This window comes from Paraburkholderia sp. J7, from assembly GCF_905220155.1.
In the GTDB taxonomy this organism is placed as follows: Bacteria; Pseudomonadota; Gammaproteobacteria; order Burkholderiales; family Burkholderiaceae; genus Paraburkholderia.
Genome location: NZ_CAJMYZ010000016.1, coordinates 121800 through 141504, shown reverse-complemented (window position 1 = coordinate 141504; position 19705 = coordinate 121800). Strand labels below are relative to the sequence as shown.

Genomic DNA, 19705 nt, shown 5'->3' with positions numbered 1-19705 from the left:
GTGCGATCGCGCTACCTGCGACTGATCGACGGACAGAGTGTCAACGAGAAGCGGAATGCAGATCCAATCTTTTCGACGTATCACCTGATAAGTGCGGCTTATGAAACGCCAGCCGGCACTTCGCCAATCGCGTGCGGCCGATCCAGAAATGCGTCGAACCTCGTCTGCAGATCGAGGTGTTTCGCGGCCCGCCACAGGGCTGCCACGAGCGGCGGGCGGGACGGAAGATCGCGGGCTATCAGGCCGATCTCCCGGGTGAGTTCGGGCTCGAGCGGAGTGACCGTGTCCCGCCCGGTACTGTCGTTGACGCACAGCACGCTATGAGGCAATACCGTGTGAAGCCCTGCATGCAGGACATTCGACATCAAGGTGAGCAACGAGTCAGCCTCGACAACGACTTTGGGCTGAACGCCCGCGCGACGAAATGCGGCGTTGATGACCTGGCGATTCTGCATTGAGGAGTCCAGAAGACCAAACTGCAAATCGCCCAGTGCGTCCCAACGCGCGGCACCGGTGCGCGCACGTTCACCCGATCCGGATGGCGAGACCAGGACATAGCGTTCGCGGTAGAGCGGCAGCACCTCGAATCCGGCCTGTGTGTGATCGTCGAGATAGGTGAAGCCAACGTCGAGCTCATATTCGTCGAGCTGCCGCAATATGGCGTCCGAACTCAACGAGCGCACCGCATAGCGGAGCATGGGATGCGCTTCACGACAGCTCGCGATGATGAGGCTCACGACTGGCATCGTCGTGGGAATCACCCCGATCCTCACGGTGCCGGTCAACAGGTTCGAAGCGCAGACGTCCTGCCTCATATGGTCGAGCGCCGCGATCGTCTGCCGTGCCCAACCTAGCACGCGCTCGCCTTCCTCGGTGAACCCGAGAAAGCGGCGGCCGCGCCTCACGATCACGAGCCCCAGTTCGTTCTCGAGACTGCGTATCGCGGACGAAAGTGCCGGTTGCGTCACGTTGCAAAGCTCCGCAGCGCGCGCGAAATGCTGCTCCTTTGCCAACGTAACCAGGTAGTTGAGTTGCCGGATGAACATCGCGCGTTTCGCCCCTCGATATATTCGGTGATATATTACGCGAATTCTTCCCCGGTGCCGACCTGGCGCCGGCGCTGTCGCTCCCGGCTTGTGCGGCGCAAAACCAAAACTTCGGAAATTGTCCGAATAGGGGCGTAGTATTCCTTGCGATATAACGAAGCGGTCCAACCCCTGTTCGGCCGATATGCGAGGAGCACGCCCATGAACCACGCAGAACTGCAATATCTCACCACGGAATTTCCCTTCCGCAAGCAATACGACAATTTCATCGGCGGGCAGTGGGTCAAGCCCGTCGGCAATGAGTACTTCGACAACATCTCGCCGGTCACAGGCGAGCCGTTCACGTCGATCCCGCGTTCACGCGAAGCCGATATCGAGCTGGCGCTCGACGCCGCCCACAAGGCGAAGGACGCCTGGGGCCGCACCGCCCCGGCCGACCGCGCGAATCTGCTGAACAAGATCGCCGAGCGCATCGAGGCCAATCTCACGCGGCTCGCGGTGGCGGAAACCATCGACAACGGCAAGCCCCTGCGCGAGAGCATGGCCGCCGATATTCCGCTCGCGATCGATCACTTCCGCTATTTCGCGAGCGCGATCCGCGCGCAGGAAGGCGCCATTTCGCAGATCGACGACAGCACGGTCGCCTATCACTTTCACGAGCCGCTCGGCGTGGTGGGCCAGATCATTCCGTGGAATTTCCCGATCCTGATGGCCACCTGGAAGCTCGCGCCGGCACTCGCCGCCGGCAACTGCGTCGTGCTCAAGCCCGCCGAGCAAACGCCGGCCTCGATCCTCGTGCTGATCGAGCTGATCCAGGATCTGCTGCCCGCCGGCGTGGTCAATGTGGTGAACGGCTTTGGGCTCGAAGCGGGCAAGCCGCTCGCCTCGAACAAGCGCATCGCGAAGATCGCCTTCACGGGCGAAACCACGACGGGCCGGCTCATCATGCAGTATGCGAGCCAGAACATCATTCCCGTCACGCTGGAGCTGGGCGGCAAGAGCCCCAATATCTTCTTTGCCGACGTGATGGATCACGACGACAGCTTCCTCGACAAGGCGCTGGAAGGCTTCACGATGTTCGCGCTCAATCAGGGCGAAGTGTGCACGTGCCCGTCGCGGGCGCTCGTCGACGAAAAAATCTACGACCGGTTCATGGAACGCGCGCTCAAGCGCGTGGGCGCGATCGTTCAGGGGCATCCGCTCGATCCGAAAACGATGATCGGCGCGCAGGCCTCGCAGGAGCAGCTCGAGAAAATCCTCTCGTACCTCGATCTCGGCAAGCAGGAAGGCGCGCAATGCCTCACGGGCGGAGAGCGCAACCCGCTCGATGGCGAGCTGAAGAATGGCTACTACATCAAGCCAACCGTGTTCCGCGGCCACAACAAGATGCGCATTTTCCAGGAGGAAATCTTCGGGCCAGTCGTCTCGGTCACGACGTTCAAGACCGAGGAAGAAGCGCTGCAAATCGCCAACGACACGCTCTACGGGCTTGGCGCCGGCATCTGGACGCGCGACGGCACGCGTGCCTACCGCTTCGGCCGCGCGATCCAGGCTGGGCGTGTGTGGACGAACTGCTATCACGCCTACCCGGCGCACGCGGCGTTTGGCGGCTACAAGCAATCGGGCATCGGGCGCGAGAACCACAAGATGATGCTCGACCATTATCAGCAGACGAAAAACCTGCTGGTGAGCTATAGCGACAAGCCGCTCGGCTTTTTCTGATGTGTGCTGCGCGCCTCGCCGCGTGAGGCGGGGCGCGGAACGGTTGGGAGAGCTGACCATGGCCGAAGAGGTGTCCCGCGTCGTTGCAACGCCGGCGGCCGTCGCGCTGATCCAAAAGCTTGTGGCACAGCACGGCCCAGTGCTTTTCCACCAGTCGGGCGGCTGCTGCGACGGCAGCGCGCCCATGTGCTTTCCCGCGGGCGAGTTCATGGTCGGCAATGCCGATGTGAAGCTCGGCGTGATCGCGGGCGCACCGTTCTACATGAGCGAATCGCAGTTCGAATACTGGCAGCACACGCAGCTCATTATCGACTGCGTGCCAGGCAATGGCGGCATGTTCTCGCTGGAGCGCCCAACCGGGCTGCGCTTTCTCACGCGCTCGCGGCTGTACGACGACGCGGAATCGGCGTGGCTCGACCACCATCCTGTCGAGCACGTACGGAGTTAGGGTATCGCGCGAATGCGATGCGTGAGAGCACCCGGAAGCGCCTCGGTGTCGACGTGCCCGTCGATGAGCGGCACCACCTCGTCGCCAAACGCGGCGACATCTTCGGGGTCGTGCGTGATGAGCAGCATGGGAATGTCCAGGCGCGTCTGCAGCGCCAGCAGTTCGCGGCGCATACGTTCGCGCAGCGCGTGATCAAGCGCCGAGAATGGCTCGTCGAGCAGCAGCAGCTGCGGCTTCGAGACCAGCGCCCGCGCGAGCGCCACGCGCTGTTTCTGGCCGCCCGAAAGGTGCACGGGATGGCTGCCCGCCACGCCGCGCAACTCGAGCGCATCGAGCCAGTATTCGACGTCGGCATGCGCATCGCGGCGCGCCGGATTGAACCATCCCTTGTGCAGCCCGAACGCAATGTTCTGCTGCACATTCAGATGGGGAAACAACGCGTAGTCCTGGAACAGATACGCGATCCGGCGCATCTGCGGCTTCAGGTCGATGCCGCTCGCGCTGTCGAACAGCGCTTGCTCGCCCAGACGAATCACGCCTTCGTCGGGCCTCAGCAGGCCCGCGACCGCCTGCAGGGTCAGCGTCTTCCCAGAACCCGATGGACCGAACAGCACGACGCGCTGTGCGTGCGTTTCGAACGCGACGTCGAGCAGAAAACGGCGTCCGGCGGATTCGAGCGTTTTACGGACAGCGACGGTCAGGGACATGGCGCTAAGCGTGAGATCAACGCGAGGTCAACAGCGAGTGCTGCGGCACCAGCCTGCCCGCGAGCACGAGAATCACGACGCACGTGACCGAGGTGACGACCACGAGGAAATTCGCCGTGCTGTCGTCGCCGGCCTGCACAGCCGAATAGATCGCAACGGAAAGCGTTTGCGTGCGGCCCGGCAGATTGCCCGCGATCATCAGCGTCGCGCCAAACTCGCCGAGCGCGCGCGCAAACGCGAGCAGCGTGCCTGCCACGATGCCGCGCATGGCGAGCGGCAGCGTCACGCGAAAGAAGATCGCGGCCTCGCTGATGCCGAGCGTGCGAGCAGCACGCTCCAGTTGCGGATCGACCGATTCGAACGCGGCGCGCGCCGACTTCAGCACGAGCGGGAACGCCACCACCATCGACGCCAGGACGGCGCCTTGCCACGTGAACACGAGCTGGATGCCGAGGCTGTCGAGCCAGCGGCCAAATACGCCGCGCCGCCCGACGAGCACGAGCAGGTAGTACCCGAGAACCGTGGGCGGCATGACGAGCGGCAGCGTCAGCAGCGAATCGAGCAGGTCTCGCGCGCCGGAATGCCAGCGCGCGAGACCGTAGCCGGCGGCCACGCCGAACACGACGTTCAACGCCGTGGCCCAGCCGGCGACCTTCAGCGAGAGCAGCAGCGGAACCCAGACCTGTCCCATGAGGGGCGCTCCTCTTGCGCGGGCGGATCAGTGCGCCGCGCCGGCCGGCTTGAAGCCATACTTCGCGAGTATGGTCTGCCCGGCGGGCGACAGCACGTAGGCGATGAAGGCCTTCGCATCCGCTGCATGGCGGCTGCCCTCCACGAGCGCAATCGGATAAGTCACGGGGGTTTGCGTCGGCACGGTCAGTGCGACCTTCACGCGCTCGGGCATGATCGCGGCGTCGGTGGCGAACACGAAGCCCGCGTCGACCTCGCCACGCGAGACGTAGTCGAGACTCTGGCGCACGTCGCCCGCCAGCACGCTTTTCGCGTTCACCGCGTCCCACAGGCCCGCCGCTTCGAGCGCGCCTTTCGCGTAGCGGCCGATCGGCACCGACGCCGGATCGCAATACGCCACACGCTTCACGCCCGGTTGCGCGAGTGCGTCGAGCGACGTCGGCATGAACGAACTGTCCTTCGGCACGATCAGCACCAGCGCATTGGCCGCGAAATCCTGGCGCGTGGCGGGATCGACCACCTTCTCGGCGACGGCCTTGTCCATCGCCTTCTGGTCTGCCGACGCGTACACGTCGGCGGGCGCGCCCTTCACGATCTGCTGCATGAGCACGTCGGAGGCGCCGAAGTTCAGCAGTACCTTCGTGCCCCGGTGCTGCTGCTCGTATGCCGCGCTAATCGCCTTGAACGCATTGGTCAGGCTCGCCGCGGCGGAGACGATGAGTTCGTCGGCGCGTGCGTTCGCGCAAACGGCCATCATGCCGACGCCGATGACAAACAATGTCTGCTTCAGAGAACGTGGGAACGATACCCGCATGGTCTGTTATCTCAGGAAGAATGGATCAACGTGAAAGCAATGTAATGTTCCGGAATCGAAATATTACACTGTATATAGCGATAGTCGAGCTTGGCGCGCTGATTCAGAATATCTAGCCGTTGCATGACGAACGCACTATCAACGTAGAATCCGCTTTTCTGCGCTCCGGAGTTGCGATGCGCCCTCACCCGAACGCCATGTCAGGAGCCGTCATGCCGGGAATTAGATTAGCGAGAGCCTTTAGTGCAGGTCGAATGGCGCGGCGGCTCAAATGGCACGCGCTGGCAGCAACGCTCCTCGCCGTCGCGGGCTGTCACAGCGCGCCACTTTCCGCGCCCGCGCGCATCGAGCTGAATGCCCAGCCGAACGCAATCGCCGTGCGTCCCGGTGACGGCGCGCTATTCATCACCGACGACCGGAGCAACAGCATCCTGTGGTCTTCGAACCAGTCGGACTTCCGCCCGTATGCCAGCCTGCCCGCTATCGCGGGTCAGCCCAACAGCCTCAGCCAGTTCGCGTTCCTGCGGCCTGACGCACTGCTCGCCCAACGATTTGGCTTCGGCAAGTCAGGCGCCCTCTTCGTCGTTTCCGCCGCCGGTGAGGTCCATGCCCTGAGCGGTCCGGCTTCCGGGCGACGCAGACTGGGACTCGTATCGATCGGTCCCGGGCGCGCGCTGTCGAGCTGGTTCATCAAGCGGGAAAACGAGCCGCCAACGGGCGGCGTCAGCCTCGTGAGCTACGACCTGACGACGTACGCCGCTACCGAGCGCGATCTCGTCAGTGGTCTTGCGAAGCCTGTGGGAATCGCGGTCCACGGCGGCGCGCTGTTTGTCGCGGACCAGGGCGCGGGTGAGATTCTGCGCTACGACCTCGCCGGATTGATGGCCAAACCAGAGCCCTCCCACAGCGGCACGGCGTTCGCGAAAATCGAAAGCCCGGACCTGCTCGCCGCCGATGCATCCGGAGCGCTCTACACAAAATGCGGCGCGCACGGATTCTGCCGCATCGCGCCGGACGGCACGGTGTCGAGCCTCGCCGACGACTTCCAGGACGCGCGTGGCGTCGCCGTCGACGAGCCGCACCATCGTGTCCTTGTCGTCGACCGGGCGAAAGGCGCAAATGCGACGACCAGCGCCATTCGCGCGTTCGCGCTCGCGAGCAGCGAGGCAAGCGCAAATCACTAAGCGGTCGTGCGCGAGCGCATGCGGCCTCGCAAATAGTGCAGATGCACCTTCCGTTATAAGCCCGAATCTGCAAGGCACACACGCGTGGCCAGGCATTTCCCCGGAATTGACGCACCGTTATATCGAACCGTATATAGCTAGGAACGGCGTCAATCGAAACGGTGGTCTGCATGTCCCGGGAAGTCATCGACTCCTATCTGCTGAAGGTTCTCCATACGCTCATCTGCGAAGCCAGTGTCTCGCGCACTGCCGCGCTGCTCGGCCAAACGCAGCCGGCAATCAGCGTCGCACTGCGCAGACTGCGCGCGATGACGGGTGATCCGCTCCTCGTGCGCAGCGGCAGCCATATGGTGCCCACGACGCACGCGCTCACGCTGATCGAGCCCACGGCGCAGGCGCTGGCGGGCATCGCCGCCGTGCTGCATCCCACCACGGCATTCGATCCGGCCACGACACGCAGGACTTTTCACATCGGTTCGCCCGACTATCTGGACGTGTTTTTCCTGCCCGCGATCGTCGATGCGTTCCATACCGAAGCGCCGCGCGCACGTATCGAGTTTCAGCATCTGATGATGGTGAATGGCGGCTACGAGCACGGTCTGGAAAGCGGCGCGCTCGACCTCGTGATCGGCAACTGGCGCACACCGCCCGAGCACCTGCACCTCCAGCCGCTGTGCAAGGACGAACTCGTCTGCCTGATGCGCGCGCAACACCCGATCAAGCCCGGCAGGCTGACCCGGGAGAGGTATCAGGAGGCCGCGCACCTGGCCGTCACCACGCATCATGCGGCGGGCCTCGGCACCATCGATATCGAACTGGGCCGCAGCGGCCTGTCACGCAACGTGACGACCAGCCTGCCGTACTTTGGCATGGCGCCGTATGTGCTGATGCGATCGAACCTGCTTTTCACGACCACGCGCGCGCTGGCCACGCACTACTGCGACCTGCTCGATCTGCGCATGGAGCCCATTCCCGGCGAGCGCCAGGCGCTCACCTACTACCAGCTCTGGCACGACCGCACGCATCGCGGTGCGGCCGCAATCTGGCTGCGCCATCTCGTGGCCCAAATCGCCAAGGGACTCGCGCGATAAATTTCGGAATCCGAATCATTTTAAAAAAGAGCCGCGAGCATGGCTCGCGGCGGCAAACGTCCGGCGCTCGTGCCCGGCAGACTGGTAACCGGATACGAACGCCAGAGCGCAACAGGGGTCGGTCAGTGGAAGCTGCCTGTCGTCGGACGCGCGTGACCGCGTCCGGTTGTCGTGATGCTATGCCCGTTCCACCCCGTTCGAGACGGACGCCATCTGCTTCAATAGCGCGGCCTTGTGCGCGGTGGCGCCGCCAATGAGAGCAAAGCCGGTGACACGCTTCGTCTCCGCGTCTTCACATATCGCGCGTACCGACTCAGGCGACTCGGACGTGGCCACTTCGACGCTCCAGCGTCCGCCCGGCATGCCCGGTGTCGCGACAACGGCCGGCGCCGCCGGCGTCTTCACGACAACGGGCATCACCGGAAAATCGACGCGCGTGAGCGTTCCCGACAAGGTGCGCGCGAGCGCACGCGCTGCATGCATGATCGGCAACACATAGGGCTGCACCCGGCCGTCGATGGCCGCGCAGTCGCCGAGTGCATAGACGTCCGGCGCGCTGGTGCGGCACCACGCATCCGCGTTGATGCCGCCATCGACGCGCAAGCCGGCCGCGCTCGCTAGCGCCGTTCGCGGCACGAGGCCGACCGCCGAGATCACGATATCGGCCTCGACCGTGGCGCCATCCGTAAGCGTTAGACGATATCCCGGATCGCGCCTCGAAACGGCAGCGACCCCGATGCCGAGCCGAACGTCGACGCCTGCGCGGGACAACGCACTGGCGAATACTGCACCCGCCAGCTCCGGCAGCAGCCGCGAGAGCGGTGCGCTGGCCGGATCGATCAGGCACACCGGGTGCCCCGCTGCGACAAGATCGTTCGCGAACTCGCACCCGATCAGACCCGCGCCGAGTATGGCCACCGAATGACGCGACGCAAGCGCCTCGCGAAAACGTGCGTAGTCGCCGAGATCGTTGATCGACAGCACGTCTGCCGCGCCATCGCCCTCGATCGGCACGCGCCGCGGGTCCGCACCCAGCGCGAGCACCAGCGCGCGATAGCGCAACCGCTGCCCATCGACGACAACAACGCGCTCGTCTGGCGCGATGCGTTCGACATGGCGATGGGTCCAGATACGTGCATCCAGTTGCGCGGCCATCGCCTGCGCGTCGAAGCTCGCGAGTTCGTGCGGCGCCTTCTTCATCGCGAGCGCATTCGACAATGTGGGCTTCGAATAGAACCTGCCGTCGTCGCGGGTCACGATAACGATAGGCGTGTGGGCGTCGAGCTTGCGAAACTCGCGCGCCACCGTATAGCCCGCGAGGCCCGTGCCGACGATCACGAGTGGATCGCCTTGCGCCCCGCCAAAGACATGCTCGCTCATACGGTCACCACCTGCATTTCGAAGTCGTGCTTGCCCGTCGCGCAGTCCGGGCACGTCCAGTCCTCAGGTACATCTTCCCAGCGTGTACCGGGCGCGATGCCCGCTTCGGGCAGCCCTTTGGCCTCGTCGTAGCGAAACCCGCAAATCACGCACTCCCAGATCTTCATGGTCTTTCCTCTCCCGCCACATCAACGCACAGAGTCAACGTACATAGCGCTGCCCCAGCCCGATCTCCGCGAGCGCGCGCCGGTACGCACCGGACGAGCGATCGGCGAGAATCGGCGCCTCCTGGGAGCGGTCGACGGGCAGTTCTTCGGGACACTGCAACTCGACAATCGCGCGATCCTCCTCGAATACCTGACGGTTGAACGCATAGACGTCGTCGAGCGGCAAGTCCTTGTCGAAGTTACGGGCGATCGGCACAAACAGGCGCGTGAGTCGTGCGGACACCGGGCTTGCGGCATTGAGGATTGCCAATCGTCCATTCTCGGGAAAGTGCACCGTCAGCCGCGCGAAGAACGGCACATCGACCTCGAACACCCTGCGCCACAGAAAACCCTCAGGCGCACGATGCTGCATCGACTTCGGGAAATTGCTCACGGTGCTCACGTATTCCGCACGCAAGCCGTTCGGGCGCCGCTCCACAGAGTACTGCGGAACAACGGGATTTCTGCGTTCTGCAAAGCTGTCGTGATGAATCCACGCAAAATGCGCAACGTCGATAAAGCCTTCGGTTTGCCGCCCGGCGGAGGCGTGGATATCGATAGATGGCGGAAGGATTTGCTGATACCCCTCCGTGTTCCACGCAGGGAACTCGGGCAACGGCAGCTCGCCGCCACCAAGCGACACCCACACGAGCCCATACGCTTCTTGCGCGGCATACGTCGTCAGGCACAGGCGCTCGGGAATCGGGCCTTCCGGCTGCGAGGGAATGAAGCTGCATTTGCCGCTCGCGCCATATTCGAGCCCATGATAGGGACAAACGAGATTCGCGCCGTTCATCCAACCGTGGCTCAGTGGCGCGCCCCGGTGAGGACACACATCGCGCGCCGCGACGATCCGCCCTTCCGAGCGGAACAAAACGAGCGCTTCGTCGAGCAACGTGACACCGAGCGGCTTATCGCTCAGGTCGTGCGCGAAGGCAACGGGGTGCCAGTAGCGGTGCAAGATTTCCCAGTCGCGGGAATCGAAAGTGCAGTTGCGGGGCATGACGGCCGACCCTGCACGGGTCAGCGCCACCACTTGGGGTTCGCTCATGCGTGTCTCCTGAATCGTGTGAATTCGTCGCGGCGTGCTGACCGCTCTGCCGGTCACGCCGTGTACACAACGATATTCAGTTGAGAGCGTCTCTCCCATCCCTCGCCGGCGATGTAGTCCATGCTCCGATCAACATGGACTCACCGCCATCCAGACTGCCGGGACCGCAGCCGAAGCGTACGTACCGATGTAAGGCTCGTAAAGGCGCGGCGTCACTTGTCACTTGCCGTCTTTCACCGGTGCGTCGTGAATCGCCTCGAGCGGCTTATGCTGCTCGTCGCCAACGCCAGGAAAGAACGCATTCCACACCGCGCGTACGCCGACCGCTGCCGTCGCTGCCGCGTCAATCGTCTCGACGTCGGCAGACCTGGCCGGATCTGAACTCAGGCCGCGCCAGTGCGTGAAGACGAGTAGCGGCTTTTCGGTCCATTCGCCGGCGGCGAAATTCGCAAACGCCGTATCCCCGCTTACAAGGCGGACCTCATACCATCCCTCGCGAACCGGCGCATACCGGGCCAACGGAAACCATCGGGTCGATTGAATTTGCATGAGGGCCTCCCCCAATCGCGTAGATCGTCACGAATCAAAATCCGCATTCCTCGTGCCTGAATGTTGGGCCCTTCGTTCTCTGGATAGCGTCTTGCGGGCGGCACACCCTCCACGGCGTCAATGTCATTTCGCAGCGTGGCAAAAACGCAGACCGTTAGTCGCAAAATCCATCAACGGTCCGCAAGCGGTGATTGCGTAGAGGAATCGGAAGTTATCCGAGAAGGCTTCACGAAAGGCGCGCGGCATGTCCAGTCGCCGCCGTCAATCCACTCCCCCACCACGACACACCCACGCAGCAACATGTTCGACGCTGTCGAACGATTTCATCCGCCAGTTCGAACGGCAATCGCGCGTTGCTCGCCCACCATTACGTCAGTGAGACGCGCTCAGTCTCGCAGTGCGCGCGACCCACGCGGGTTTGAACTACTGCTTCATCTCCGATGACCTTCTCCCCTGTTTTACAAAGGAAACCTCAATGATCAAGTTTTACTTCCACCCATCGCCGAATCCCATGAAGGCGGCCCTTCTGCTCGAAGAGCTGGAATTGCCGTTCGATCTGATCGCCGTCGACACGTTCAAGGGCGAGCAACATCTGCCGGCATTCCGCGACGTCAATCCGAACGGCAAGGTGCCCGCCATCACCGACGAAGACGCGACCGTTTTCGATTCGCATGCCATCTTGCTGCACCTCGCCACGAAGCACGGCAAGTTCGTTCCCGCCGATGCTGCCGGGCGCGCCGAAATGCTCTCGTGGCTGATGTTCGTGGCAACGGGGCTCTCGCCGTTCTCCGGTCAGGCCGTGCATTTCCAGCACCACACGCCGGAGCCCTTGCCCTATGCGCGCAACCGCTACCTGAAGGAAGTCGAACGTCACTATCGCGTGCTCGACGAACGGCTTGCCAAAACACGGTATCTGGCAGGTGAGCACTATTCGATCGCGGATATGGCGTTGTGGGGCTGGGCCATGTTCGCCGGCTACATTCTTGGCGAAAAAGGTCTGAGTGACTACGCCAACGTCAAACGCCTCGTAGACGAGATCGGCAACCGCCCCGCCGCCGCACGTGCGCTCGCACTGAAGGAACGGCTCACGCTGAAGACCGACTTCGACGAAGAAACGCGTCGCGCCCTCTTCCCCCAAAACGTCTAATGCTTTCCAGGCGCTTCGCGGCACTGTCCGCAATGCGCCTCTCTAACGAGGAGCCCGGCCCATGAGTACCGCACATTCGCCGCAGCCAACGGCTGCACCCGCACTACGTCTACACAATTTCGCGCTCGCCGTTGCGAATCTCGACGCCATGGTTGCCTGGTATGTCGACGTACTTGGCCTCGCCATCGCAGCGAAGGGGCACTTCGATGCCGTAGGCGCGGACTACGCCATGCTCGACGGCATGGGCTTCCGGCTCGAACTCGTTTCGCGAATTGGCACGCCCAAGGTCGCGGCAAAGCGCACACCGCCGCCGCAGCACCTGGACGAAACGGGTTGGAAGGCGCTGGTGCTGGAGAGCGCCGATCTTGCGGGTACGACTGCCACACTCGCGAAGCGTGACGTGGAAATCGTCTGGGCGCACGCGCCACTCACGCCCGCCATTTCCTCGACGATGATCCGGGACCCCGAAGGGAACCTCATTCACATTCTGGGCCAAATTCAATAGCGCACCATGATTACTCGGAGTAGTCCTCAGGATTTTCTCTGGCCGGGCTCTGATAGAGAATCATCACGATCGGAATGCGGGGCTCGGCCGTTGCATCGTTGCGCCGCCCTGTCACCTCGCCTGCAACCGAAGTCGTGTACTCCGCAACCACTTCGCCAAACGTGTTGCGCTGAATCGCCACCTTCTGCCCCACCTTGACCTTCTCGTTGAGCTTGACCAGCAGTTCGACGAAGCCGCCGTGCGTCGTCAGGATCGTATGAGCGCTATTGCCAACAAAAATCCCGGAATCGCGCCCGGTGCGTCCCATTGCGCCGGGAACGACGCCATAACGCTTGAGCACGTTCATCGTGCCTTCGACAAACAATGGAATCAGGTCGAAATCGAACACGCGCGCAGCGCCAATCTCGGGCGTAATGGCCGGGATGCCCACATCGATCAGCGCGTTGGCCAGCAACGTGGGATACGCCGGATTGTCGAAAATCTGGGCGATGGGAAAAAGCTCCGCCATCGCGCGCGGCTCGGCGAGCTCCATTCTGGCCAGATTGAATGACGTCAGGTCCATGCCCGTCGTGCCAGTATGAAAGTCCAATGCGTAGTCGGCGTTCGGCCGCAGGAGCCGGTTGAACAGCAGGCCCGCGTGACGGCTCGGCGCGCTGGCGCCATTCTCATTGCCAGGCCATTCGCGGTTGATGTCGATGAGGTCGACGCCTCTGCCCGAATTGGGCCATCTGCGCTCCATCGCTTCTAGCGCGGGGCGCGATACGTCGAGCACAGCCAGTACGGTCCCGGACATTTGCGCCGGATCGAGCTGGCCAATCACGGTTTGTATCATATGCACCGGACTCATTTCGTCGCCATGCACGCCGCTGATCAGCGCGACGCGCTTGCCCGGCTTCGCGCCGCAGACGACGATGACCGACACATACCAGTCCTGCCCGGTCGGCATCTGCACGCCCTGGAAATAGAACATATGCTTCTTGCCGCGTTCCAGGTCACTGACGTCGAGCGCGCTGATGACCTTCTTTCCCTGAATCACATCGCCGGTGTAGCGCGTCCCTCCGCTGTGGCCGGGTGGCGACGTCGTGCCCTGGGCGTTCACGGCACCGCTATGCCCGGCTAGTGCAGTCGTTGCGCCAACCAGCGCAACCGCTGTCTTGATGAAATCGCGCCGGGCAATCCCATCCTTCGATTCACTCTGCATGGCATGGACTCCGTACATTGCAAGTGGAGAGAAGCGCAATCCATCTCTTGTCGATTGCGCTTCCTGGACATGACGAATCCAAACGTTCTGAAGTGGCTCTTGTCGCAACTACGCTGTTCCCAACATCAGCGTAATCCAGTCCGCGAAGACTTGCACTGACGGCTGGACTGGATGCCTGCCGTACGCGCTCAGCGTTCTCTCGTGCTCACAGCAATCAGGCAGCAAGAATCGGAGTGCCGGCGTCGGGGCGACGCCATATCGTGTCCACGCAAGCGCACCGTAGACGAGATCGCGGGACGAAGCAGGGTGCGCTCGAATCGCCTCATTGACTGGAGTCCTATCATGTTGCCGTTTCTCTCGCTTCACGCACTGGCGGCTCAGCGCGGCGATGGACTGCGCCCTGAACTCAGGGCCTTGTTTGAACGCCATGTCCGGGCAGCGACGGGGCTTGCCGCTGCCATCGAGCCTGTCGAAACAGAGTCGTGTGCTCCCGCAGCAAACGCGGTCGGCAACGCTCCTGTGAAGGCGTGCGAGGCTGATGGGTCATTGGCGAGTGTCGCAGCGTCGCGTTAGACGCATGGCAGCCGTCGCGATGCCATGCGTGCCTATTTCGTGTGAATCGTGTGATCTTCGAACGCGGCGACGATATGCTCGATCATCGCTGTGATGCGCGCGGTATGCCGAAGGTCTTGATGCGTGACGAGCCAGATTTCATAGACAGCCCCACGTGGGGGCTCCGGCCATAGCTGCACGAGTCCGTCATGTTCGGCCAGATGGATCGGAAGCTCGCCAATGCCGATGCCGGCCTTGACCGCGCTGCGCAGCATGAGGCTCGTATTGAAGGTCGAGACGATGCGCCCCGCGTGTATCGGTTCGCCTGCCAGTGTCTGCGATCGATGGCCCGTCCAGCTTCCCTGATAGACGACGAGATCGTGACCCGCGAATGCGGAGCCCGCAACAGGCGTGCCGCGCTGCTCGATGTACGCATGCGAGGCAAAGAGCGCCATCGGCCACCGGGCGAGGCGCCGCGCGACCAGATCGGGGTTATCCGGGCGCACTGAGCGGACCGCGATATCGGCTTCACGCTTTGCCAGGCTAAGCATGCGCGTGGACGTGTCCAGCAGCACGCGCACTTCCGGATGCGCAGCGTGCAACCGCTCGATGGCGGGAAGCAAAAATTCCAGCGCGATCGAGTCGGTGCTCGTGACGCGTACGTCTCCCGCAAGCCGCGTATCGGTGCCTTGAGTTCGTCTGACGAGTTCGTGCGCGGCGTGCTCCATTTTTTCCGCCGATTTCAGCGCGGCCTCGCCGGCCGTGGTCAACGCATATCCGTCGGAGGTGCGCAGAAAGAGCGTGGCGCGCAGTGCGTGCTCCAGTGCCGCGATGCGTCTGCCGACCGTCGCCTGATCGAGATTGAGCGTTCTGGCCGCCCCACGAAGCGTTTTTTCGCGCTCGACCGCAAGAAACACGCGCGCGTCGTCCCAGTTCATCGCCTCACCCTCCTGATGCAAATTTGCATCCCACGATGCGAATAATGCTGCGCGAATTCATCAAAGTCGAGCCCTATACTGGCTTCAAGAGTTGCTCGTTCACTGGTCCGCCCGGATCAAACGAGCCTCATCCATAGAAGGGGTCGTATCCATGTCTGCGTCAACTTTTCGCGTCCCGTCGTCGATGACGGCCATCGAGATCAAACAACCCGGCGGCCCTGAGGTGCTGGTGCCGACTACGCGCCCGGTGCCGGTGCCGGCCGCCGACGAGGTTCTCATTCGCATCCATGCCGCAGCCGTCAACGGTCCGGACGTGTTCCAGCGCAAGGGGCTGTATGATCCGCCCCCCGGCGCGTCGGACATTCCGGGGCTCGAAGTGGCGGGTCAAGTGGTTGCCATTGGCGCGGACGTGACTGAATTGCGCATCGGCGAACTGGTCTGTGCGCTGATTCCTGGCGGGGGCTATGCGGAGTACGCAGTCGCGCACGCCTGCAATACCATGCGCATTCCTAACGGTCTGACGCTGGTGGAAGCGGGAGCCATGCCGGAAACGTTCATGACGGTATGGCTGAACCTGTTCCAGCGCGGCAAGTTCGCCGCTGGCGAAACCGTGCTGATCCACGGCGGCGCTTCAGGAATCGGTACGACGGCGACCATGTTGGCCAAAGCGTTTGGCGCTTCGAAAATCATCACGACCGTGGGCTCGCAGGCGCATCGCGAGGCCAGCCTCGCGCTGGGGGCGGACGTCGCGATTGACTATCGCGAGAACGATTTCGTGGCAGAGACGAAGCGATCGACCGACGAGCGAGGCGCCGACGTGATCCTCGACATCATTGCGGGCGACTACGTGGGCAGGAACTATGAAGCCGCCGCCATGGACGGCCGGATCGTCCAGGTGGGCGTGATCAAAGGGCCGGCGAAGGAACTCAACCTCGTCCCAATGCTGACAAAGCGCCTCACGCATATGGGCTCGACATTACGCTCGCGCACAGCGGAGGACAAGGCGACCATCATCAGCGAACTGGAACGGCACGTCTGGCCGCTCATCGAGAGCGGCACCGTCAAGCCGGTCGTCTACAAGACGTTCGCGCTTGCCGATGCTCGCGGTGCGCACGAGCTGATCGACTCCGGCACGCACTTTGGCAAGATCGTGCTCACGACAGGCGCCGACCTCATCGGTTGAAACCTCGATGACCGGCGAACCGGACGCGCTTCGAGCCAATTGACTTCAGATACTGGCCTGGTTGACTCGCTTCATCAGCTCCTCGGCGCTTTCCTTGCGCTCGCTGTAGCGGTCAACCAGATACGGACCGATATCGCGCGTCAGCAGCGTGAACTTCACCAGCTCTTCCATGACGTCCACGACGCGGTCGAAATACGCCGAGGGTTTCATGCGGCCGGCGTCGTCGAATTCCGTGAATGCCTTCGCCACCGACGACTGGTTCGGAATGGTCAGCATGCGCATCCAGCGCCCGAGCACGCGCATCTGGTTGACCGCGTTGAACGACTGCGAGCCGCCGCTGACCTGCATCACCGCGAGCGTCTTGCCCTGCGTCGGCCGCACTGCCCCGACAGACAGCGGAATCCAGTCGATCTGCGACTTCATGATGCCGGTCATCGCGCCGTGACGCTCCGGCGAGCACCAGACCATGCCTTCCGACCACAGCACCAGGTCTCGCAGTTCGGCCACCTTGGGGTGCGTGTCCGGTGCATCGTCCGGCAGCGGCAGGCCGCTCGGATTGAACGTGCGGACTTCGGCGCCCATCGCCGTGAGCAGTCGTGCGGCCTCCTCGCTCAGCAGGCGACTGAACGAGCGCTCGCGCAGCGAGCCGTAGAGCAGCAGGATGCGCGGCGCATGCACAGAGGCTTTCGCGGCCTGCAGCCGCTTGATATCGGGTACGCGGAACAGCACCGGGTCGACCTGCGGGAGGTCGGTCGTCAGGTCACTCGCCAGCTCAGGCACACTTGTTCTCCTTGAATCTTCAGGCGCACTCGTACCAGTGCTTCGACCGGTTGACGATGCGCACAACGAGCAGCATGACCGGCACTTCGATCAGCACGCCCACGACGGTCGCGAGCGCGGCGCCCGAGTTGAAACCAAACAGGCCGATTGCCGTGGCGACGGCCAGTTCGAAGAAGTTCGACGCGCCGATCAGTGCAGACGGGCAGGCAATGTTGTGCTTTTCGCCAACCGCGCGATTGAGCCCGTACGCCAGCGCCGAATTGAAGAACACCTGGATCAGGATCGGCACCGCGAGAAGCACGATGACGAGCGGCTGCTTCAGAATGGCCTCGCCCTGGAACGCGAACAGCAGCACGAGCGTTGCGAGCAGCGCGGAGATCGACCACGGACCGATCTTCGCCATGGCGGCATCGAAGGCCGCCTGCCCTTTGGCGAGCAGCGCGTGGCGCACGATCTGCGCGAGGATCACGGGAATGACGATGTAAAGCACGACCGAGGTGAGCAGTGTCGCCCACGGCACCGTGATCGCCGACATGCCGAGCAGCAGGCCGACGAGCGGCGCAAACGCGACGACCATGATGCTGTCGTTCAGCGCCACCTGCGAGAGCGTGAAGAGCGGGTCGCCGCCGGTGAGCCGGCTCCAGACGAAGACCATCGCCGTACACGGGGCCGCCGCAAGCAGGATCAGACCGGCGACGTAACTGTCGAGCTGCCCGGCGGGCAGCAGCGGCGCGAACAAGTGCTTGATGAAGAGCCATGCGAGCAGCGCCATCGTGAATGGCTTGACCAGCCAGTTCACGAAAAGCGTGACGCCAATGCCCTTCACGTGCTGACGCACTTCATGCAGCGCGCCGAAATCGACCTTGACGAGCATTGGGATGATCATCACCCAGATCAGCAGGCCGACCGGCAGATTGACATGCGCATACTCCATCCGGCCGATCGTCTGGAAGACGCCGGGCAGCACCTGGCCGAGCAGAATGCCCGCGACAATGCACAGCGCGACCCATACGCTCAGGTAACGCTCGAAGAAACTGATGGCCGGCTTCGGAGCCGTCTTGCGCGAAGCGGCGACGTTGGGGGCGCTCATGGGGCAACTCGATAAAGAAGAGATTAGCTCTGCAGGATGTCGTCGAGCGCCTGCTGAAGCTCGACATTGTCCAGGCGCGCGAGGGGAAGCTCGAGCAACTGCAACATGCGATAGCCGATGGCCTGGCGCGTAAGCTCGAACGCCTGGCGCTTGCCTTCATCGCCGCCCGGTGCATTCGACGGATCGGCGTAGCCCCAGTGCACCTTGACCGGGCTGCCGGGCCAGAACGGGCACGCCTCGGCGGCCGCGCTGTCGCACACCGTAATGACGATACGCATGGGCGGCGCGCCGTCCTGCGCGAACTCGTCCCAGCTCTTGCTGCGATAGCCCTGTGTATCGATGCCCGCGCGCGTCAATGCTTCGAGCGCGAACGGATTGATGCGGCCGCTCGGCGCGCTGCCTGCGCTGAACGCACGCACGTCCTTGCCGAGTTTGCGCGCCCAGTGGTTCAGCATGCCCTCCGAGAGCACGCTGCGCGCCGAATTGTGCGTGCAGAGAATGAGTACGTTCGTGGTCATGGCGAATTGCCTGTGCAAATCAACAGGAGGTCGTAAATCGTGCCGGCTGCCATGCTGTCTTAACAACAGGCCGAACCAGCGGGCTTCACGGGAACACCAACGGGCTTGCCGCGCGGGCCGCAGCACGCCGGCGCGCTTTGCGGCTGCGCGCCCTGGCGGCTCTCGCCGTAGACCGCGGCGCTGTCGAGCGTATGAAAGTGCTCCCAGGCGATCCCTTGCGGATCGACGATCCAGTGCTTGTCGCTGCGCGCATAGCAGCAGGTGGTTTCGCCCTGGTCGAGCAGCGCCATGTCCGCGGCCTGCGCACGCTGGGCGAGTTCGGCCAGCTCGGCTGGGTCATCGACCTGGAAGCCCAGGTGGTCCACGCCGGTTTGCGCGCCGCGCGTGGAAATCGCAAAGTTCACGCGGGGATCGTCCAGCATCCATTTCGCGTAATCCGCCTCGACGCGCGTGGGCTCAGCACCGAACAGCTTCGAATAGAACATGACACTGGCTGCGATATCGTCAACGTGGACGTGGATATGAAACCGCTTCATGAGGGTTCTCCGTCAGCATTGGCATGAACCGGCGCCCTGATCCAGACAAGGCTGCCCCTGGCAGCAGTTCTCGGTCAGAAAGCCGAGGACTGCGTTCATCTGCTCATAGGCAGCCCGGTAGATCAGGCTGCGCCCCTCGCGCTCCTGCGTGACCAGCCCGGCGTGCATCAACTCCTTCAGGTGAAAGGAGAGCGTCGCGTTGGGAATATCGAGCTGCGCCGCGATCACGCCCGGCGTCAATCCGCCCGGGCCGGCGACGACCAGCATGCGGAACACGCGCAGGCGCAGTTCGTGGGCGAGCGCCGCGAGGGCACGGATGATATCTTTTTCTTCCATATTTCCAATATATTCGAAATGATGAGGCGAC

At 63.2% G+C, this 19705-nt stretch carries 22 protein-coding genes; 7 read left to right on the top strand and 15 right to left on the bottom strand.

All coding sequences use genetic code 11. The annotated features are described in order from the left end of the window. Positions 1-98: 98 nt before the first annotated feature. Positions 99-1046 carry a LysR family transcriptional regulator gene (locus U5A58_RS25215; RefSeq protein ID WP_321963516.1) on the bottom strand — a complete coding sequence of 316 codons (948 nt, stop codon included), beginning with the start codon at positions 1044-1046 and terminating at the stop codon, positions 99-101. 201 nt (positions 1047-1247) lie between these two features. Between U5A58_RS25215 and adh the strand changes: the two genes are divergently transcribed. Together adh and U5A58_RS25205 are read left to right on the top strand one after the other, a co-directional pair. After that, positions 1248-2768 carry an aldehyde dehydrogenase gene (adh, locus tag U5A58_RS25210; protein ID WP_321963515.1) on the top strand — a complete coding sequence of 507 codons (1521 nt, stop codon included), beginning with the start codon at positions 1248-1250 and terminating at the stop codon, positions 2766-2768. Between the two features lie 58 nt (positions 2769-2826). Next, positions 2827-3216 (top strand): DUF779 domain-containing protein, encoded by a 390-nt coding sequence (locus tag U5A58_RS25205; RefSeq protein ID WP_321963514.1) that lies wholly within the window; start codon positions 2827-2829, stop codon positions 3214-3216. On the opposite strand, the gene U5A58_RS25200 is transcribed toward U5A58_RS25205, so the two are convergent. From U5A58_RS25200 to modA, 3 genes are read right to left on the bottom strand one after another with little or no spacing between them, the layout of a single operon-like run. Continuing rightward, positions 3213-3923, bottom strand: coding sequence for a sulfate/molybdate ABC transporter ATP-binding protein (locus U5A58_RS25200; RefSeq protein ID WP_321963513.1), 711 nt, complete (start codon positions 3921-3923; stop codon positions 3213-3215). The genes U5A58_RS25205 and U5A58_RS25200 overlap by 4 nt on opposite strands. Positions 3924-3939: 16 nt before the next feature. Further along, the gene (modB, locus tag U5A58_RS25195; RefSeq protein ID WP_321910949.1) at positions 3940-4614 is read right to left on the bottom strand and encodes a molybdate ABC transporter permease subunit; all 675 of its coding nucleotides are present in this window, start codon (positions 4612-4614) and stop codon (positions 3940-3942) included. Positions 4615-4641: 27 nt separating this feature from the next. Then, on the bottom strand, positions 4642-5370 hold the full coding sequence (gene modA, locus U5A58_RS25190) for a molybdate ABC transporter substrate-binding protein (protein WP_321963512.1): 729 nt from the start codon (positions 5368-5370) through the stop codon (positions 4642-4644). Between the two features lie 311 nt (positions 5371-5681). Between modA and U5A58_RS25185 the strand changes: the two genes are divergently transcribed. Further along, on the top strand, positions 5682-6611 hold the full coding sequence (locus tag U5A58_RS25185; protein ID WP_321963511.1) for a hypothetical protein: 930 nt from the start codon (positions 5682-5684) through the stop codon (positions 6609-6611). 170 nt (positions 6612-6781) lie between these two features. Continuing rightward, entirely contained in the window at positions 6782-7702 is a 921-nt protein-coding gene (locus U5A58_RS25180) for a LysR family transcriptional regulator (RefSeq protein ID WP_321963510.1), read from the top strand. A gap of 177 nt (positions 7703-7879) precedes the next feature. Here U5A58_RS25180 and U5A58_RS25175 read toward each other — a convergent pair whose 3' ends face one another. The 4 genes from U5A58_RS25175 to U5A58_RS25160 all read right to left on the bottom strand — a co-directional run bounded on the left by U5A58_RS25175 (position 7880) and on the right by U5A58_RS25160 (position 10888). Next, on the bottom strand, positions 7880-9082 hold the full coding sequence (locus U5A58_RS25175; RefSeq protein WP_321963509.1) for an NAD(P)/FAD-dependent oxidoreductase: 1203 nt from the start codon (positions 9080-9082) through the stop codon (positions 7880-7882). Continuing rightward, entirely contained in the window at positions 9079-9249 is a 171-nt protein-coding gene (locus tag U5A58_RS25170) for a rubredoxin (RefSeq protein WP_321963508.1), read from the bottom strand. The genes U5A58_RS25175 and U5A58_RS25170 overlap by 4 nt, the downstream gene beginning before the upstream one ends. A 34-nt stretch (positions 9250-9283) precedes the next feature. Further along, entirely contained in the window at positions 9284-10339 is a 1056-nt protein-coding gene (locus U5A58_RS25165) for an aromatic ring-hydroxylating dioxygenase subunit alpha (RefSeq protein WP_321963507.1), read from the bottom strand. A 219-nt stretch (positions 10340-10558) separates the two neighbouring features. Further along, positions 10559-10888 (bottom strand): hypothetical protein, encoded by a 330-nt coding sequence (locus U5A58_RS25160; protein ID WP_321910962.1) that lies wholly within the window; start codon positions 10886-10888, stop codon positions 10559-10561. A 475-nt stretch (positions 10889-11363) separates the two neighbouring features. On the opposite strand from U5A58_RS25160, the gene U5A58_RS25155 reads away from it, so the two are divergent. Together U5A58_RS25155 and U5A58_RS25150 are read left to right on the top strand one after the other, a co-directional pair. Then, entirely contained in the window at positions 11364-12035 is a 672-nt protein-coding gene (locus U5A58_RS25155) for a glutathione S-transferase family protein (protein ID WP_321963506.1), read from the top strand. A gap of 61 nt (positions 12036-12096) precedes the next feature. After that, positions 12097-12540 (top strand): VOC family protein, encoded by a 444-nt coding sequence (locus U5A58_RS25150; protein WP_321963505.1) that lies wholly within the window; start codon positions 12097-12099, stop codon positions 12538-12540. Positions 12541-12550: 10 nt separating this feature from the next. Here the strand turns inward: U5A58_RS25150 and U5A58_RS25145 are convergent, their stop codons facing one another. Both U5A58_RS25145 and U5A58_RS25140 read right to left on the bottom strand, forming a co-directional pair. Next, a complete protein-coding gene (locus tag U5A58_RS25145) occupies positions 12551-13741 on the bottom strand; it encodes a succinylglutamate desuccinylase/aspartoacylase family protein (protein WP_321963504.1) in 1191 nt (396 codons plus the stop codon). A gap of 605 nt (positions 13742-14346) precedes the next feature. Continuing rightward, entirely contained in the window at positions 14347-15231 is an 885-nt protein-coding gene (locus U5A58_RS25140; RefSeq protein WP_321963503.1) for a LysR family transcriptional regulator, read from the bottom strand. A 151-nt stretch (positions 15232-15382) separates the two neighbouring features. Here U5A58_RS25140 and U5A58_RS25135 point away from each other — a divergent pair, with 151 nt between their 5' ends. Next, positions 15383-16414, top strand: a complete 1032-nt coding sequence (locus tag U5A58_RS25135; RefSeq protein WP_321963502.1) for an NAD(P)H-quinone oxidoreductase — start codon at positions 15383-15385, stop codon at positions 16412-16414. Positions 16415-16459: 45 nt separating this feature from the next. On the opposite strand, the gene arsH is transcribed toward U5A58_RS25135, so the two are convergent. The 5 genes from arsH to U5A58_RS25110 are packed head-to-tail and all read right to left on the bottom strand — an operon-like array spanning position 16460 to position 19674. Further along, positions 16460-17194 (bottom strand): arsenical resistance protein ArsH, encoded by a 735-nt coding sequence (gene arsH / locus U5A58_RS25130; protein ID WP_321963501.1) that lies wholly within the window; start codon positions 17192-17194, stop codon positions 16460-16462. A gap of 19 nt (positions 17195-17213) precedes the next feature. Further along, complete coding sequence (gene arsB, locus U5A58_RS25125; protein WP_321963500.1) at positions 17214-18284, bottom strand: ACR3 family arsenite efflux transporter; 1071 nt, start codon at positions 18282-18284, stop codon at positions 17214-17216. A gap of 23 nt (positions 18285-18307) precedes the next feature. Continuing rightward, entirely contained in the window at positions 18308-18802 is a 495-nt protein-coding gene (locus tag U5A58_RS25120; protein ID WP_321935868.1) for an arsenate reductase ArsC, read from the bottom strand. A 59-nt stretch (positions 18803-18861) separates the two neighbouring features. Next, positions 18862-19338, bottom strand: a complete 477-nt coding sequence (locus U5A58_RS25115; protein ID WP_321963499.1) for an ArsI/CadI family heavy metal resistance metalloenzyme — start codon at positions 19336-19338, stop codon at positions 18862-18864. A gap of 12 nt (positions 19339-19350) precedes the next feature. After that, entirely contained in the window at positions 19351-19674 is a 324-nt protein-coding gene (locus U5A58_RS25110; protein WP_321910977.1) for a metalloregulator ArsR/SmtB family transcription factor, read from the bottom strand. Between the last annotated feature and the right edge of the window lie 31 nt (positions 19675-19705).

Excerpts from the sequence above, each read along its gene's own strand:
- U5A58_RS25215 (WP_321963516.1), bottom strand. The coding sequence starts at position 1,046 with ATGTTCATCCGGCAACTCAACTACCTGGTTACGTTGGCAAAGGAGCAG.
- adh (WP_321963515.1), top strand. The coding sequence starts at position 1,248 with ATGAACCACGCAGAACTGCAATATCTCACCACGGAATTTCCCTTCCGC.
- U5A58_RS25205 (WP_321963514.1), top strand. The coding sequence starts at position 2,827 with ATGGCCGAAGAGGTGTCCCGCGTCGTTGCAACGCCGGCGGCCGTCGCG.
- U5A58_RS25200 (WP_321963513.1), bottom strand. The coding sequence starts at position 3,923 with ATGTCCCTGACCGTCGCTGTCCGTAAAACGCTCGAATCCGCCGGACGC.
- modB (WP_321910949.1), bottom strand. The coding sequence starts at position 4,614 with ATGGGACAGGTCTGGGTTCCGCTGCTGCTCTCGCTGAAGGTCGCCGGC.
- modA (WP_321963512.1), bottom strand. The coding sequence starts at position 5,370 with ATGATGGCCGTTTGCGCGAACGCACGCGCCGACGAACTCATCGTCTCC.
- U5A58_RS25185 (WP_321963511.1), top strand. The coding sequence starts at position 5,682 with ATGGCGCGGCGGCTCAAATGGCACGCGCTGGCAGCAACGCTCCTCGCC.
- U5A58_RS25180 (WP_321963510.1), top strand. The coding sequence starts at position 6,782 with ATGTCCCGGGAAGTCATCGACTCCTATCTGCTGAAGGTTCTCCATACG.
- U5A58_RS25175 (WP_321963509.1), bottom strand. The coding sequence starts at position 9,082 with ATGAGCGAGCATGTCTTTGGCGGGGCGCAAGGCGATCCACTCGTGATC.
- U5A58_RS25170 (WP_321963508.1), bottom strand. The coding sequence starts at position 9,249 with ATGAAGATCTGGGAGTGCGTGATTTGCGGGTTTCGCTACGACGAGGCC.
- U5A58_RS25165 (WP_321963507.1), bottom strand. The coding sequence starts at position 10,339 with ATGAGCGAACCCCAAGTGGTGGCGCTGACCCGTGCAGGGTCGGCCGTC.
- U5A58_RS25160 (WP_321910962.1), bottom strand. The coding sequence starts at position 10,888 with ATGCAAATTCAATCGACCCGATGGTTTCCGTTGGCCCGGTATGCGCCG.
- U5A58_RS25155 (WP_321963506.1), top strand. The coding sequence starts at position 11,364 with ATGATCAAGTTTTACTTCCACCCATCGCCGAATCCCATGAAGGCGGCC.
- U5A58_RS25150 (WP_321963505.1), top strand. The coding sequence starts at position 12,097 with ATGAGTACCGCACATTCGCCGCAGCCAACGGCTGCACCCGCACTACGT.
- U5A58_RS25145 (WP_321963504.1), bottom strand. The coding sequence starts at position 13,741 with ATGCAGAGTGAATCGAAGGATGGGATTGCCCGGCGCGATTTCATCAAG.
- U5A58_RS25140 (WP_321963503.1), bottom strand. The coding sequence starts at position 15,231 with ATGAACTGGGACGACGCGCGCGTGTTTCTTGCGGTCGAGCGCGAAAAA.
- U5A58_RS25135 (WP_321963502.1), top strand. The coding sequence starts at position 15,383 with ATGTCTGCGTCAACTTTTCGCGTCCCGTCGTCGATGACGGCCATCGAG.
- arsB (WP_321963500.1), bottom strand. The coding sequence starts at position 18,284 with ATGAGCGCCCCCAACGTCGCCGCTTCGCGCAAGACGGCTCCGAAGCCG.
- U5A58_RS25120 (WP_321935868.1), bottom strand. The coding sequence starts at position 18,802 with ATGACCACGAACGTACTCATTCTCTGCACGCACAATTCGGCGCGCAGC.
- U5A58_RS25115 (WP_321963499.1), bottom strand. The coding sequence starts at position 19,338 with ATGAAGCGGTTTCATATCCACGTCCACGTTGACGATATCGCAGCCAGT.
- U5A58_RS25110 (WP_321910977.1), bottom strand. The coding sequence starts at position 19,674 with ATGGAAGAAAAAGATATCATCCGTGCCCTCGCGGCGCTCGCCCACGAA.